Source organism: Nocardioides immobilis (genome assembly GCF_003515065.1).
GTDB lineage: Bacteria > Actinomycetota > Actinomycetes > Propionibacteriales > Nocardioidaceae > Nocardioides > Nocardioides immobilis.
In genome coordinates this window covers 62,033-75,365 of record NZ_QXGH01000014.1, presented here as the reverse complement: position 1 = coordinate 75,365, position 13,333 = coordinate 62,033, and the positions used below count along the sequence as shown (strand labels likewise).

Below are 13,333 nucleotides of genomic sequence, written 5' to 3'. Positions count from 1 at the left end.
CATTTTTCGGGTCAGATGCGACGGCTCGCGCGTTTTCGGGCGTGGTCGCGACGCCCGTAGACTGGCAGGCATGACGATCGACATCGGTACCCCTCGCGTCCTGTCCGTGGACGACGCCGACCGGCAGGTCCTGCTGGCCGACCCGCGGGGCTACTGCGCCGGTGTCGACCGTGCCGTGGTGACGGTCGAGGAGGCACTCGACCTGTACGGCGCCCCGGTCTACGTCCGCAAGCAGATCGTCCACAACAAGCACGTCGTGTCGAACCTCGAGAAGCGCGGCGCGATCTTCGTCGAGGAGCTCGACGAGGTCCCGCCCGGCGCCACCGTCGTCTTCTCCGCCCACGGAGTGTCGCCGGCCGTCCACCGCCAGGCGGCGGAGCGGGAGCTGAAGACCATCGACGCGACCTGCCCGCTGGTCACCAAGGTGCACCGCGAGGCGGTCCGCTTCGCCCGCGAGGGCTACACCATCCTGCTGATCGGCCACGCCGGTCACGAGGAGGTCGAGGGTACGGCGGGAGAGGCCCCCGACCAGACCGTGCTCGTCGAGCACCCCGACGACGTCGACAAGCTCGAGTTCCCGCCGGACGCGAAGCTCGCCTGGCTGTCCCAGACCACGCTCAGCGTCGACGAGACGATGGAGACCGTGCGCCGGCTGCGCACGAAGTTCCCCCAGCTCGAGGACCCGCCGAGCGACGACATCTGCTACGCGACCCAGAACCGCCAGGTGGCGGTCAAGGAGATCGGCGCCACCGCCGACCTGGTGATCGTGGTGGGCTCCGCCAACTCCTCGAACTCCGTGCGCCTGGTCGAGGTCGCGCTCGAGGCGGGCGCGAAGACGTCGTACCGCGTCGACGACGCGTCCGAGATCGACGAGTCCTGGCTCGACGGCGTCCGCACGGTCAGCGTCACCTCCGGGGCGTCGGTGCCGGACGACCTGGTGACCGGCGTGCTCGCCTTCCTCGCCGACCGCGGGTTCCCCGACGCTCGCGCGGTCCAGACCGCCGAGGAGTCGCTGGTGTTCTCGCTCCCCAAGGAGCTGCACCGCGACCTCAAGGCCGCCGGCCGTCCGTAGCAACCACCGATGGCTCGCTATCTCGACGTCCACCCGGACAACCCGCAGCCGCGGGCGCTGCAGCAGATCGTCGACGCCCTGCACGAGGACGCGCTCATCGCCTACCCGACGGACTCGGGCTACGCCCTCGGGTGCCGGGTCGGCAACCGGGACGGTCGCGACCGGATCCTCCGGATCCGGGGGCTCGACGACCGCCACCACTTCACCCTGGTCTGCCGCGACTTCTCCCAGCTCGGACAGCTCGTCCACGTCGACAACGCCGCGTTCCGAGCGATCCGCTCGGCCACGCCGGGTCCCTACACGTTCATCCTGCCGGCGATGCCGGAGGTGCCCCGCCGCCTGATGCATCCCAAGAAGCGCACCGTCGGAGTTCGCATCCCCGACCACGGGGTGGTGCGGGCGATCCTCGACCTGCTGGGTGAGCCGCTGCTGTCGAGCTCGCTGATCCTGCCGGGCGAGACCGAGCCGCGGACGATGGGCTGGGAGATCAAGGAAGAGCTCGACCACCAGGTCGACATCGTGGTCGAGGCGGGGGAGATCCCGGCCGAGCCGACCACGGTCGTCGACTGGTCGGAGGGCTACCCCGAGCTGGTGCGCCGCGGCGCGGGAGACCCCGACCGGTTCGTCTGAACCTGGTTGCGCACCGCGAGCACAGCCAGGCACACCAGGTAGCCGACCACGAGCGCTACCGCGTGGGCCGACAGGCCGGAGACGGTCGCCTGGACGGCGCCGTCGTCGGGGTGGGCGATCGAGGCCGGCTCCACGAGCGCCAGCAGCAGGATCGCGGCGAGCATCGCGAGCGGCGGCAGCACCCCGACGGTGAAGAAGGCGGCGGGTCGCACGATCAGTGCTGCCCGGGCGCACACCGTGACGAAGGTGAGGTCGAAGAGCAGGCCGAGCCGGTCCGCGAGCGCGAGATCGATCGTGGCCGCGGTCAGCAGCAGGGCCACCGCGAGCGCGGCCACCTCGTAGCCGGGCTCGTCGCCCTGTTCCCACAGCGTGCGCGATGCGCTCGTCACGCCTCCACGCTAGGTCGGCGCTCGCGCGCGGCGGGCGCGGCGCGCCGTACGTCGGTCATTCGCTGAGGCGGCGACCGGTCGCGGTGTCGAAGACGTGGGCCGCGCGCGTCGGCACCGTGACGTGGAGCGTGGAGCCGACCGCGGCGGGGTCCCGGTGCGGGAGCCGGACCGAGACGGTCTGGGTACGATCGCCGAGGTCGGCGGAGCCGTAGGCGAAGCTGTCGGAACCGAGCTCCTCGACCAGGTCGACCCGGACCGGCACCCCTTCTCCGGCTCCGACCAGCTCCCAGCCTTCGGGTCGGACCCCGACCGTGATCCCGCCGGCCGGCGGAGCGTCGTACGACGTCTTCAGGGCCAGTCGGTGCGCGCCGAGATGGAGCGCGGGGCCCTCGGTGCGCACCTCGAGCAGGTTCATCTGCGGCGAGCCGATGAAGCCGGCCACGAACAGGTTGGCCGGTCGGTCGTACAGAGCGAGGGGAGTGTCGACCTGCTGGATCTCTCCGTCGTGCATCACCGCGACCCGGTCGCCGAGGGTCATCGCCTCGACCTGGTCGTGGGTGACGTAGACCGTCGTCACGCCGAGCTCGCGCTGGAGTCGCGCGATGTCGCCGCGGGTCTGCACCCGCATCTTCGCGTCCAGGTTGGAGAGCGGCTCGTCCATGCAGAAGACCTGGGGCTGGCGCACGATCGCCCGGCCCATCGCGACCCGCTGGCGCTGTCCGCCCGAGAGCTCCTTGGGCAAACGGTCGAGGAGGTCGGCCAGCCCGAGCATCGCGGCGACGGCCTCGACCCGGCGGTCGCGGTCCGCCGCTGGCACCTTGGCCATCCGGAGCGCGAAGCCGAGGTTGTCGCGGACCGACTTGTGCGGGTAGAGCGCGTAGCTCTGGAAGACCATCGCGATGTCGCGGTCCTTCGGCGCAACCCGGGTGACGTCCCGGTCGCCGATGAGGATCCGCCCGGCATCGACGGGCTCGAGGCCGGCGAGCATCCGCAGCGTCGTGGTCTTGCCGCAGCCGGACGGGCCGACGAGGACCAGGAACTCGCCGTCGACGACCTCCAGGTCGATTCCTGGTACGGCGGGGCGGTCGGCTCCGGCGTACCAGCGCTGGGCGCCCGCGAAGGTGATCTGCGTCATAGGTAGACAGCCTATATGTAAGTATGCTGAACTAACAAACATGTCCTGGAGCAGTCCGACCGAACGCCCGAACCGCGGCCGCACCAAGCTGCACCGTGCCGACTCGCGACGCCACCACCGGTCGATGGTGCTCCAGCAGCTCTTCGGTGAGGGCCCGGCGAGTCGTGCGGACCTGGCGCGATCGAGCGGGCTGACCCGCGTGACGGTGTCGGAGCTGGTCGGCGAGCTGCTGGCCGACGGGCTGGTCGAGGAGCTGGGTGCTCCCGCGGAGAGCCGGGTCGGGAAGCCCCCGACGCTGGTCGGGCTGGTACCGGACGCGCGACACATCCTCGCGATCGACCTGTCGGTCGACGGCCAGATTGTCGGCGCCGTCGTCAACCTGGCCGGCGCCGTGGTCACCCGCGATGCGCGAGCGCTGGAGGGCCGGCGTGGTGACGAGGCCGTCGAGGCCGTCCGCACCTTCGCCGCGGACCTGATCCGGGGCTCCACGACGCCGTTGCTCGGCGTCGGCGTCGCCAGCCCCGGCGTCGTGAGCCCTGAGGGCGTCGTACTCGATGCGCCGAACCTCGGGTGGCGCGACGTCAAGCTCGCGGAGACGCTGGGCGCCGCTCTCGGACACCCCGTCTACGTCGCCAACGACGCCAACATCGCGGTGCTGGGCGAGTTCACGTTCGGCGGAGGTGCCGAAGGTGGCCTGATGCTGCTGCGGCTCAGCACCGGTGTCGGCGCGGGACTGGTGCTCGGCGGTTCCTTGCTGCACGGGCACGGCGGCGCCGCGGGCGAGATCGGCCACGTCCGCGTCGAGGAGGGCGGCGAGGCCTGTGCTTGCGGCCGGCGCGGGTGCCTCGAGACCTACCTGTCGGTCCCGCGCCTGCGGCGGCGGATCGTCGACGACGGGCCGGACCGGGTGCTCACCGACGCCGCGCAGCACCTGGCGGAGGCCCTGGCGCCCGTGGTCGCCACGCTCAACCTCGGCGAGGTGGTCCTCAGCGGGCCGCTCGACCTCGTCGAGCCCCTGGCGCTGGCAGCGGCGCCGCTCATCCGCGAGCGGGTCATGCCCGTCACGGCGGAGCACTTCGTGGTCCGGGCGACGACGCTCGGCGACGACGGAGTGATCGTCGGCGCGACCGGTCTGGTCCTCGCCGCCGAGCTGGGGGTGTCGTGATCCCCGCAGAGCGCGACCCGCACGGGGTCGGAATCACAGGAAAGTCCCACGCAAGGAAGCAGAGGAACTAGTGGTGCGCATCAAGAAGATTCTGGCCATTGCGGCCGTCACCGCCCTGTGGGGCGTGACCAGCGCTTGCGGCTCCGACGACGATTCGCCGGCCACCAGCGGCGGACCGGAGGAGGCGGACATGGTCGTGTGGCTCAACGGCACCGACACGCCCCAGGAGGCTCGGGACTGGCTCAAGGAGACGTTCGAGAAGGAGCACCCCGGCTCCACGCTCACCATCGAGGAGCAGGAGTGGGACGGCCTCGTCGAGCGGCTGACGACCGCGCTCTCGTCGGAGGACCAGACTCCCGACGTCGTCGAGGTCGGCAACACCCAGGCCCCGACCTTCACGACCGCAGGTGCGTTCAGCGACCTCACCGGCGACCTGGACGAGCTCGGCGGGGACGACCTGCTGCAGGGCTTCGTCGAGGGGGCGACGGGGGACGGCAAGACGTACGCCGTGCCGTACTACGCGGGTTCGACGTACGTCTTCTACCGCAAGGACCTCTTCGACCGGGCGGGGCTCGAGGTGCCGACCACGATGGACGACTTCGTCGCCGCAGCGGTCGCGCTCAAGGAGGACAGCGACCAGGAGGACTTCTCGGGCTACTGGCTCCCGGGCCAGGACTGGCGTGACGGCGCCGCGTTCCTGTGGGACGCCGGCGGTGACTTCGCCGCCCCGGACGGCGAGGGCTGGACCGGGACCCTCTCGTCGCCGGAGTCGATCGCTGGCCTGACGACGTTCCAGACCCTCTACGAGGAGGCCTCGGGCGCGCCGGCCGACGCCAACGAGGCCGACCCGGTCACCCCGTTCTGCGCCGGCAAGATCGGCATGATGTCCCGTCCCGGCTGGGTCTACGGAATGCTCACCGACCCGGAGGCAGGTTGCCCCGACCTCGCCGAGAAGGTCGGCGTCTTCGCGCTGCCGGGATCGGACGGCGGCCCCGCGCCGGTTCTGCTCGGTGGGTCCGACATCGCGGTCAGCGCCCAGACTCCCAACCAGGACCTGGCCCGCGACATCGTCGCGCTCATGCTCAGTGACGAGTACCAGGGCATCCTCGCCGATGCCGGCCTGACCCCGGCCCGGGAGTCGCTGGCGTCGTTGCTCGGCGACGACGAGTTCGCCCAGGCGACGATCGAGGCGGCGTCGAACGCCAAGCTGACGCCGGCCGCAGCGAACTGGGCGACGGTCGAGGGGACGCGCATCCTCGAGGACCTCTTCAGCCAGATCGCGCAGGGCGGGGACGTCGAGGAGCTCGCGTCCGACGCCGACGAGCGGATCACCGAAGAGCTGAACTAGCTGGTCTCGACCGGCTCGCTCGCCGAGCTTGGCGAGGCAGCCTCGCCTCGACAGGCTCGGCGAGCGTCAGCGTGCCCTCGACACCACGACCCGAACGAAAGGAGACTCGCGCAATGGCTCGACGCCAACCGGCCGTACGACGTACGCCGCTGCCCATCGGCCTCGTGCTGCCGGCCGCGGCGCTCCTCGCCCTCGCGCTCGGCTACCCGCTCGGGCGGCAGGTGGTCCTCTCGCTGCAGGAGTTCGGCCTCGCCCAGCAGTTCGGGCGACCCCCGGAGTGGGTGGGGCTGGGCAACTACCGCGAGCTGGTCGGTGACTCGTACCTCTGGACAGTCGTCGGGCGGACCGTGGCGTTCTGCTTCGTCAACGCGGCGTTGACGATGGGCATCGGGGTCGGCATCGCCCTGCTGATGACCCGGATGAGCCGTTGGGTGCGGATCGCCGTCCAGAGCGGGCTGCTGCTCACCTGGGCGACGCCGGTGGTCGCCGCGATGATCGTGTGGCAGTTCCTCTTCGACACCGACTACGGAGTGGTCAACGCGGTGCTCACCGGTCTCGGCTGGGACTACGACGGCCACTCGTGGCTGATCGAGCCGATGTCGTTCTTCACCATCGCGACGATGATCGTGGTCTGGATGAGCGTGCCGTTCGTGGTGTTCACGACCTACGCGGCGCTCACCCAGGTCCCGGACGACGTGGTCGAGGCGGCCGAGATCGACGGTGCGGGGGCGTGGCAGCGGTTCGTGCACGTCGTGCTCCCGACCGTCCGGCCGGTGCTGCTCGTCGTCCTGCTCCTGCAGATCATCTGGGACCTGCGGGTCTTCACCCAGATCTACACGCTCCAGAAGGCCGGCGGCATCACCCGTGACACCAACCTGCTCGGCACCTACATCTACACCCTGGGGATCAAGGGCGGCGACTTCGGCACTGCTGCGGCCGCCGCGATGTTCATGCTCGTGCTCACCGTCATCCTGACGGCGCCGTACGTCCGGGTCATGCTTCGTCAGGAGGAGGACTGATGTCCGCCCGCCGTACACCGACGCCCGCGCGTCTCGTCGCGAACGCCGCCGGCCTGGTGATCCTGGTCGTGAGCATCTTCCCGGTCTACTGGATGATCAGCCGGTCGTTCCTGCCGCGCAACCGGATCAAGAGCGACGAGCAGGCCTGGCTGCCGACCGACGGCACGCTGGCCAACTACGACCGGATCCTCGAGGGGGAGGGCTTCCGGAACGCGTTGGTCACCAGCCTGTCGGTCACCTTGATGACGGTCGGGGTGGCGCTGCTCTTCGCGTTCCTCGCCGCGGTCGCGGTCAGCCGGTTCCGGTTCCGGGGGCGGCGGTCCTTCATCCTGACTCTGCTCGTGATCCAGATGATCCCGGCGGAGGGGCTGTTCATCAGCCAGTACAAGATGCTCGAGGGCGTCAGCCTGCTCAACTCGGTCTTCGGGCTGACATTGGTCTACGTCGCCAGCGTGCTGCCGTTCACCGTCTGGACGCTGCGCGGGTTCGTCGACGGCGTGCCGCGCGAGCTCGAGGAGGCGGCGATGATGGACGGCTGCTCGCGGGTGCAGGCGTTCTTCACGGTCACCCTGCCCCTGCTCGCCCCGGGCCTGGTCGCGACCGGGCTGTTCGGGTTCATCCAGGCGTGGAACGAGTTCACGCTCGCGCTCGTGGTGATGACCGAACCGGCCAAGGAGACGCTGCCGGTCTGGCTGGTCGGCTTCTCCGAGTCGCGGAGCCGCGGCGTCGACTGGGGAGCGATCATGGCCGCGTCCACGCTGATCACCATCCCGGTCATCGTGTTCTTCCTGATCGTGCAGCGGCGGATGGTCTCGGGTCTCACCGCGGGCGCGGTGAAGGGATGAGCCTCGACTCGCTCGCGCTGCGCGTGCTGATGCCGTCGTTCCGTGGACCCGACCTGGCAGCGGGATGGGCGCGGCTCCTCGAGGAGGGGCTGGGCGGGGTCTGCCTGTTCGGCTCCAACCTCACCGGCAGCATCGCCGACGCCCGCGCGCTGACGAACGCCGTACGGCGTGCGCGGGCCGATGCCCTGGTGGCGGTCGACGAGGAAGGTGGCGATGTCACCCGACTGCACGCGCGCACCGGGAGCCCGGTCCTGGGGGCGGCTCAGCTGGGTGCCGTCGACGACCTTGCGCTGACAGCCGCGGCGGGGCGCTCGGTTGCGGCGGACCTGGTCGCCGCCGGTGTCGACCTCGACCTGGGTCCTGTCGCCGACGTCAACAGCAACCCCGACAACCCGGTGATCGGGACCCGCAGCTTCGGATCGGACCCGGGACTCGTGGGCCGCCACGTCGCGGCCTGGGTCGGCGGGCTGCAGTCCGGCGGGGTCGCAGCGTGCGTCAAGCACTTCCCGGGCCACGGCGCGACCGAGCAGGACAGTCACCTCACGCTGCCGGTCCTCGACACACCGGTGCCCGAGATCCGGGCTCGCGACATCCCGCCGTTCGCGGCCGCGATCGATGCCGGCGTCGCTGCGGTGATGACCTCCCACATCTCCGTCCCGGCGATCGATCCGCAGCTGCCGGCGACCTTCAGCCGGCCGATCCTCTCGGTCCTGCGGCAGGATCTGGGGTTCGACGGCGCGATCGTCAGTGACGCGCTCGACATGGCGGGGGCGTCCGCGGGGCGGGGCATTCCCGAGGCATCCGTGCTCGCCCTGGCCGCCGGCGTCGACCTGCTCTGCGTGGGGCCGGACAAGGACGAGTCACTGGTCCGCGAGGTCCAGTCGGTCGTCGTGGACGCGGTCCGGTCCGGACGACTGACGGAGGAGCGACTCGCGGAGGCAGCTGCGCGGGTCGGTCGGATCCGCCGCCCGTCGACGGGCACGCCGTCCGGGGAAGACGTCTGCGCGGTCATGAGCGAGGCTGCTCTGCGGTCGCTGGTGGTCGAAGGTGAGCTGCCGGAGCTGACCGGCGCCCAGGTGCTGAGCATCAGCACCCCTGCCAACATCGCCGTGGGTGAGGTGCCGTGGGGGGCCCGCCCGGATCTCGTCGTACCTCCGGGTGCGGCGTTGCCGGCCGGACCGCTCGTGGTGCAGGTCCGCGATGCACATCGCCACCCGGAGGTCGGCGCGATGCTCGCGGCGCTCCGCGGTCCCGCCCTGGTCGTCGAATGGGGCTGGCCCGGCCCGCGCACGGGCTGGCCGGACAGCGGCCACGCGCGCATCTGCACCCGGGGCAGCTCGCAGCCGGCGGTCGCCGCGGTCGAGGAGATCATGCAGAAGGCGGGTCTGCGACGGTGAGCGCAGCAAAGGCACGGGTCGGCATCGACATCGGTGCCACCAAGATGCACGGCGTGGCGGCGACGTCCGACGGCACGGTGCTCGCCGACGTGCTCGCGACCACGCCGACCGGTGGCGACGCGGTCGTCTCCGCGGCGGCCGAGCTCGTGGCTCAGTTGCGGGCCCGCGTGGGTGACGTGCTCGACGGCGTCGTGGGCGTCGGCGTACCCGGCCTGGTCGACGCTGCCGGCGGCAACGTCAAGCACGCGGTCAACCTCGGCGTCGACGACTGGTTCCCGATCGCCGAGCGGCTCGCCGAACGGACCGGTGCCCGGGTCGTCGTCGACAACGACGTGAACGCCGCCGCGCTCGGTGCGGCGCAGGTGACCGGCCACGACGACCTCGTCTACCTCAGCCTCGGCACCGGCCTCGCGGCCGCGTCCATCCTGGACGGACGGCTGCGGCGGGGGTTCCGGAGCGCGGCCGGCGAGATCGGACACGTCCCGGTCGATCCGCGCGGCCACCCGTGCCAGTGCGGCCAGGTCGGGTGCCTGGAGACGGCGGCATCGGGATCGGCGGTCGCGGAAGCGTGGCCCGTCGCGGGGATCGCTCCGGCGCAGGCGCTGTTCGACGCCGCCGCGGCCGGCGATCCGCGTGCGGTCGCTGTCCGGGACACCTTCGCCGCGCGCGTCGCGGACGCCATCCGGCTGGTCTGCCTCACGGTCGACCCGGAGTACGTCGTGCTCGGTGGCGGTGTCGCCCAGGTCGGCGAGCGGTTGCGCGTGGCAGTCGCCCACGCGCTCGCCGAGCAGGCGGCCACGTCGCCGTTCCTGCGCTCGCTGGACCTGCCGGGCCGGGTGCTGCTGGTCCCGGGCGACGTGCCGGTCGCGGCTCTCGGGGCCGCACTGCTGGCGGGTGTCCCGTCGTGAGCAGCCTCCTCGTACGCGGCGGGCGCGACGCCGGCGGGGCGCCGTACGACGTCGGGATGTCGGGAGGACGGATCGTCTCCGGGCGCGCCGACGGACCGACGTACGACGCCCACGGCCTGACGGTTCTGCCCGGCCTCATCGACCTCCAGGTCAACGGCGTCGCCGGGATCGACCTCACCCTGGAACCCGAGCGGCTCTGGGAGGCGGCGGCGGTGCTGCCGGCGTACGGCGTGACCGCGTTCCTCCCGACCGTGATCAGCTCCGCACCCGAGATCCGCGACCGGGCGCTCGCCGCGTTCGGCGGAGGCCCGCCGACCGGGTGGTCCGGCGCAACGCCGCTGGGCTGGCACTTCGAGGGTCCGATGATCGCCGCAGGACGCAAGGGTGCTCATCCGGAGCGATGGCTCGCGATGCCGTCGGCAGAGCTGGTCGCAGGCTGGTCGCGCGAGGCCGGGGTGGTGATGGTGACGGTCGCCCCGGAGCTGCCCGGGGTCCTCGACGTGATCGCGACCCTGGTCGAGCGCGGGGTGGTGGTCGCGGTCGGACACACGGAGGCGTCCGCCGGCGAGGTCGCGGCCGCGGTGGCGCGAGGTGCCCGGGTGGTCACCCATCTCGGCAACGCGATGCCGCCGTTGCGCGCCCGGGAGCCGGGACCGGTCGGCGCTGCCCTCGCGGATCCACGTCTGGTCTCGGGCGTCATCGCCGACGGCCATCATCTCGATCCGGTGACCCTGGCCGCGCTGTGGCAGGCGCTGGGGCGGGACCGGCTGCTCGCAGTCACCGACTGCACCGCCGCGTTGGGCTTGCCCGATGGCCCGAGGCGACTCGGCGAGCAGCACGTCGTCGCTCGCGGCGGCACGGTCCGGCTCGCCGACGGCACCCTCGCCGGCTCGGCGGCCTCGCTGCCCGAGTGCCTGCGGACGCTGCGCTCGGCCACGGGCTGCACGCTGGCCGAGGCCGTCACGACCTGCACCGCGACCGCGGCCCGCGTGGTCGGAGACGGAGAGCGCGGGCGGCTCTCGCCGGGCGCCCGCGGCGACCTGACGCTGGTCGACCCGGAGCTGAGGGTCGTCGCCACGATCGTGGGCGGGCGGCTCGTGCACGGAGGGACGGACTGATGGAGGTCGTCCCGCTCGACTCCGCCGACGAGGTCGCCGCGCTCGCCGCGGACACGATCGAGGCCGCGGTCCGTGCGCAGCCCGGCACGGTGCTCGGTCTCGCGACCGGGTCGACCCCGCTGGCGACGTACCAGGAGCTGATCCGGCGGCACCGGGCCGGCGGGGGCCCGTCGTACGACGACGTGCGGTGCTTCACGCTCGACGAGTACGTCGGCCTGCCTCCTGGCCACCCCGAGAGCTACCGCGCCACCATCGCCCGCGAGCTCACCGACCCGCTCGGGATCGCGGCCGAGCGCGTGCACGGACCGGACCCGGCGGAGGCGGACCTCCCGTCCGCAGGCGAGCGCTACGAGGCCGAGCTGCGCGCGGCCGGGGGAGTCGACCTCCAGCTCCTCGGCATAGGCTCCGACGGTCATCTCGCCTTCAACGAGCCCGGCTCGTCGCTGGGGTCACTGACCCGGATCAAGACGCTCACGGACCGGACCAGGCGGGACAACGCGCGGTTCTTCGGGTCGGTCGACGACGTGCCGCGGCACGTGCTGACGCAGGGCCTCGGCACCATCCTCCGGGCCCGCCACCTGCTGCTCCTCGCGACCGGCGCCGGCAAGGCCGAAGCGCTGGCAGCGGCCGTCGAAGGACCCGTGTCCGCCTCCTGCCCGGCCTCGGTCCTGCAGCTGCACCCGCACGTGTCCGTGCTGGTCGACCCGCCGGCCGCGTCCGGGCTGGGCCGGCTCCGGCACTACCGCGAGGTCTACGACGCCAAGCCCACCTGGCAGGGCATCTGACGAGGCGCGGTCAACCGATCGCGTCCAGCGCGCGCTGAGCCAGGGTGACCACGGGGGCCTTCGTCGGCGCGGTGATCTGGAAGACGTTGACCAGGATCAGGAACCGCCCGCGCCGCATCCAGATGTCGATGCCGCGGTAGTCCGGCACCTCCTCCCGGTCCGGCCGGTTCCGCAGGCGGGTCCGCCACGCGAGCGGCGGCTCCGAACCGAGGTCGGGCACCGTGATGGCGTGGCGCCGGCGGACCAGCTGACCCGCGGCAGAGCGTCCGTAGCACCGGGCGACGTTGTCCCGGACCCTGTCGAGCACCCGGTGGGCGCGGGCCCGGCTGTTGAAGCGGTAGACCTCCACCGTCGGCTCGGGATCGCCGTCGTCGAGGGGCGACGGGTTGGCGTCGGTGCCCCAGTAGAGCCCGCGGCCGCCGTACGGCGCCGTCGGCCCCGCCCGGTTGCCCAGACAGTCGCGGGTGATCAGGATGAGCTCCGGGTCGTCCACGAACTGGCGCCAGCCGCCCGCGTAGAAGGGGTAGATGGCCGCGACCTCGTCGATCGTGGGGAAGTCGGTGTCGACGACCGGCCTCGCGGCAGCCGACGCCGGGCTGAGCATCGACAGGAAGGCCCCGAGGACGGCAACGGCCGTCCCGACGGCCCTGGTGGTTCGTCGCCTGTGCATGTCCGCCTCCGCTGGTCGCCGGATTGGTGCCCCCTGCAACCTAGGACGCGCGAGCGCGGCTCAGGTTGCTTCGGAGTCCGGGTCGAGGTCGACCACGACCGGGGCGTGGTCGGAGGCGCCCTGCCCGGCGCGTTCCTCGCGGTCGATGAACGCCCCGGTCACCCGCGCGGCGAAGCCCGGGGAGCCGAGCACGAAGTCGATCTTCAGCCCGCGGTCGCGCTCGAACCGCTGGCGGTAGTAGTCCCAGTAGGTGTAGCCGGGCGCGTGGGCGCGGGTCACCTCCGCCCAGCCGTCGTCGAGGAACGCCTGGAAGGCGGCGCGCTCGGCGGGGGTCACGTGCGTGGAGTTCTTGAACTGCGCGACGTCGAAGACGTCGTCGTCGGTCGGGCAGATGTTCCAGTCGCCGACGAGCGCGGTCGGCACGTCCTGCCAGGGCCGCGCCGCCTCCCGGAGCCGGGCCAGCCAGTCGAGCTTGTAGAGGTAGTGGGGGTCGTCTGGCTTGCGGCCGTTGGGGATGTAGAGGCTCCAGACCCGCACACCGCCGCAGGTCGCCCCGATGGCGCGCGCCTCTGGCGCGATCGGGTCGCCCCAGCCGGGCATGTCGGGGAAGCCGACCTCGACGTCGTCGAGGCCGACGCGGCTGATGAGGGCGACGCCGTTCCACTGGTTCACGCCGGCGGCGGCGACGTCGTACCCCCTGGCCTGGAGGCCCATCAGCGGCAGCTGGTCCTCGCGCGCCTTGGTCTCCTGGAGAGCAAGTACGTCGATCTCGTGCCGGTCGAGCAGCGCCTCGACCCGGTCGATCCGCGAGCGCAGCGAGTTGACGTTCCAGGTGGCGATCCGCACCCGGTG

Annotated in this window: 14 protein-coding genes; 10 read left to right on the top strand and 4 right to left on the bottom strand. The window is 72.1% G+C overall.

Features of this window, described 5'->3' with window-relative positions:
- Positions 1–70 precede the first annotated feature (70 nt).
- The gene (locus D0Z08_RS10400; protein WP_118925175.1) at positions 71–1,072 is read left to right on the top strand and encodes a 4-hydroxy-3-methylbut-2-enyl diphosphate reductase; all 1,002 of its coding nucleotides are present in this window, start codon (positions 71–73) and stop codon (positions 1,070–1,072) included.
- Between the two features lie 9 nt (positions 1,073–1,081).
- Positions 1,082–1,702 carry an L-threonylcarbamoyladenylate synthase gene (locus D0Z08_RS10395; protein ID WP_118925174.1) on the top strand — a complete coding sequence of 207 codons (621 nt, stop codon included), beginning with the start codon at positions 1,082–1,084 and terminating at the stop codon, positions 1,700–1,702.
- Here the strand turns inward: D0Z08_RS10395 and D0Z08_RS10390 are convergent.
- Together D0Z08_RS10390 and D0Z08_RS10385 are read right to left on the bottom strand one after the other, a co-directional pair.
- Positions 1,651–2,091, bottom strand: a complete 441-nt coding sequence (locus tag D0Z08_RS10390; RefSeq protein ID WP_118925173.1) for a DUF6542 domain-containing protein — start codon at positions 2,089–2,091, stop codon at positions 1,651–1,653. The two genes, D0Z08_RS10395 and D0Z08_RS10390, sit on opposite strands and share 52 nt — an antisense overlap.
- A gap of 55 nt (positions 2,092–2,146) precedes the next feature.
- Complete coding sequence (locus D0Z08_RS10385) at positions 2,147–3,226, bottom strand: ABC transporter ATP-binding protein (RefSeq protein WP_118925172.1); 1,080 nt, start codon at positions 3,224–3,226, stop codon at positions 2,147–2,149.
- 40 nt (positions 3,227–3,266) lie between these two features.
- Between D0Z08_RS10385 and D0Z08_RS10380 the strand changes: the two genes are divergently transcribed.
- From D0Z08_RS10380 to nagB, 8 genes are all read left to right on the top strand, one after another.
- Complete coding sequence (locus D0Z08_RS10380; protein ID WP_118925171.1) at positions 3,267–4,391, top strand: ROK family transcriptional regulator; 1,125 nt, start codon at positions 3,267–3,269, stop codon at positions 4,389–4,391.
- A 73-nt stretch (positions 4,392–4,464) separates the two neighbouring features.
- Positions 4,465–5,739: an extracellular solute-binding protein gene (locus tag D0Z08_RS10375; RefSeq protein WP_118925339.1), complete on the top strand. Its 1,275-nt coding sequence runs from the start codon at positions 4,465–4,467 to the stop codon at positions 5,737–5,739.
- Between the two features lie 113 nt (positions 5,740–5,852).
- Positions 5,853–6,758, top strand: coding sequence for a carbohydrate ABC transporter permease (locus D0Z08_RS10370; RefSeq protein ID WP_118925170.1), 906 nt, complete (start codon positions 5,853–5,855; stop codon positions 6,756–6,758).
- On the top strand, positions 6,758–7,603 hold the full coding sequence (locus D0Z08_RS10365; protein WP_118925169.1) for a carbohydrate ABC transporter permease: 846 nt from the start codon (positions 6,758–6,760) through the stop codon (positions 7,601–7,603). Before D0Z08_RS10370 ends, D0Z08_RS10365 begins: the two co-directional genes overlap by 1 nt.
- A complete protein-coding gene (locus D0Z08_RS32940; protein ID WP_245993858.1) occupies positions 7,600–9,000 on the top strand; it encodes a glycoside hydrolase family 3 protein in 1,401 nt (466 codons plus the stop codon). The genes D0Z08_RS10365 and D0Z08_RS32940 overlap by 4 nt, the downstream gene beginning before the upstream one ends.
- Positions 8,997–9,908, top strand: a complete 912-nt coding sequence (locus tag D0Z08_RS10355; protein ID WP_245993856.1) for an ROK family protein — start codon at positions 8,997–8,999, stop codon at positions 9,906–9,908. Before D0Z08_RS32940 ends, D0Z08_RS10355 begins: the two co-directional genes overlap by 4 nt.
- Positions 9,905–11,026, top strand: coding sequence for an N-acetylglucosamine-6-phosphate deacetylase (locus D0Z08_RS10350; RefSeq protein WP_245993854.1), 1,122 nt, complete (start codon positions 9,905–9,907; stop codon positions 11,024–11,026). Before D0Z08_RS10355 ends, D0Z08_RS10350 begins: the two co-directional genes overlap by 4 nt.
- Positions 11,026–11,811, top strand: coding sequence for a glucosamine-6-phosphate deaminase (nagB, locus tag D0Z08_RS10345; RefSeq protein ID WP_118925167.1), 786 nt, complete (start codon positions 11,026–11,028; stop codon positions 11,809–11,811). Before D0Z08_RS10350 ends, nagB begins: the two co-directional genes overlap by 1 nt.
- A gap of 10 nt (positions 11,812–11,821) precedes the next feature.
- Here nagB and D0Z08_RS10340 read toward each other — a convergent pair whose 3' ends face one another.
- A complete protein-coding gene (locus tag D0Z08_RS10340; protein ID WP_118925166.1) occupies positions 11,822–12,481 on the bottom strand; it encodes a hypothetical protein in 660 nt (219 codons plus the stop codon).
- A 60-nt stretch (positions 12,482–12,541) separates the two neighbouring features.
- A complete protein-coding gene (locus tag D0Z08_RS10335; RefSeq protein WP_118925165.1) occupies positions 12,542–13,327 on the bottom strand; it encodes an exodeoxyribonuclease III in 786 nt (261 codons plus the stop codon).
- Positions 13,328–13,333 lie beyond the last annotated feature (6 nt).

Coding starts and splice junctions, on each gene's coding strand:
- D0Z08_RS10385 (WP_118925172.1), bottom strand. CDS start 3,226: ATGACGCAGATCACCTTCGCGGGCGCCCAGCGCTGGTACGCCGGAGCC.
- D0Z08_RS10365 (WP_118925169.1), top strand. CDS start 6,758: ATGTCCGCCCGCCGTACACCGACGCCCGCGCGTCTCGTCGCGAACGCC.
- D0Z08_RS10340 (WP_118925166.1), bottom strand. CDS start 12,481: ATGCACAGGCGACGAACCACCAGGGCCGTCGGGACGGCCGTTGCCGTC.
- D0Z08_RS10370 (WP_118925170.1), top strand. CDS start 5,853: ATGGCTCGACGCCAACCGGCCGTACGACGTACGCCGCTGCCCATCGGC.
- D0Z08_RS10395 (WP_118925174.1), top strand. CDS start 1,082: ATGGCTCGCTATCTCGACGTCCACCCGGACAACCCGCAGCCGCGGGCG.
- D0Z08_RS10400 (WP_118925175.1), top strand. CDS start 71: ATGACGATCGACATCGGTACCCCTCGCGTCCTGTCCGTGGACGACGCC.
- D0Z08_RS10380 (WP_118925171.1), top strand. CDS start 3,267: ATGTCCTGGAGCAGTCCGACCGAACGCCCGAACCGCGGCCGCACCAAG.
- nagB (WP_118925167.1), top strand. CDS start 11,026: ATGGAGGTCGTCCCGCTCGACTCCGCCGACGAGGTCGCCGCGCTCGCC.
- D0Z08_RS32940 (WP_245993858.1), top strand. CDS start 7,600: ATGAGCCTCGACTCGCTCGCGCTGCGCGTGCTGATGCCGTCGTTCCGT.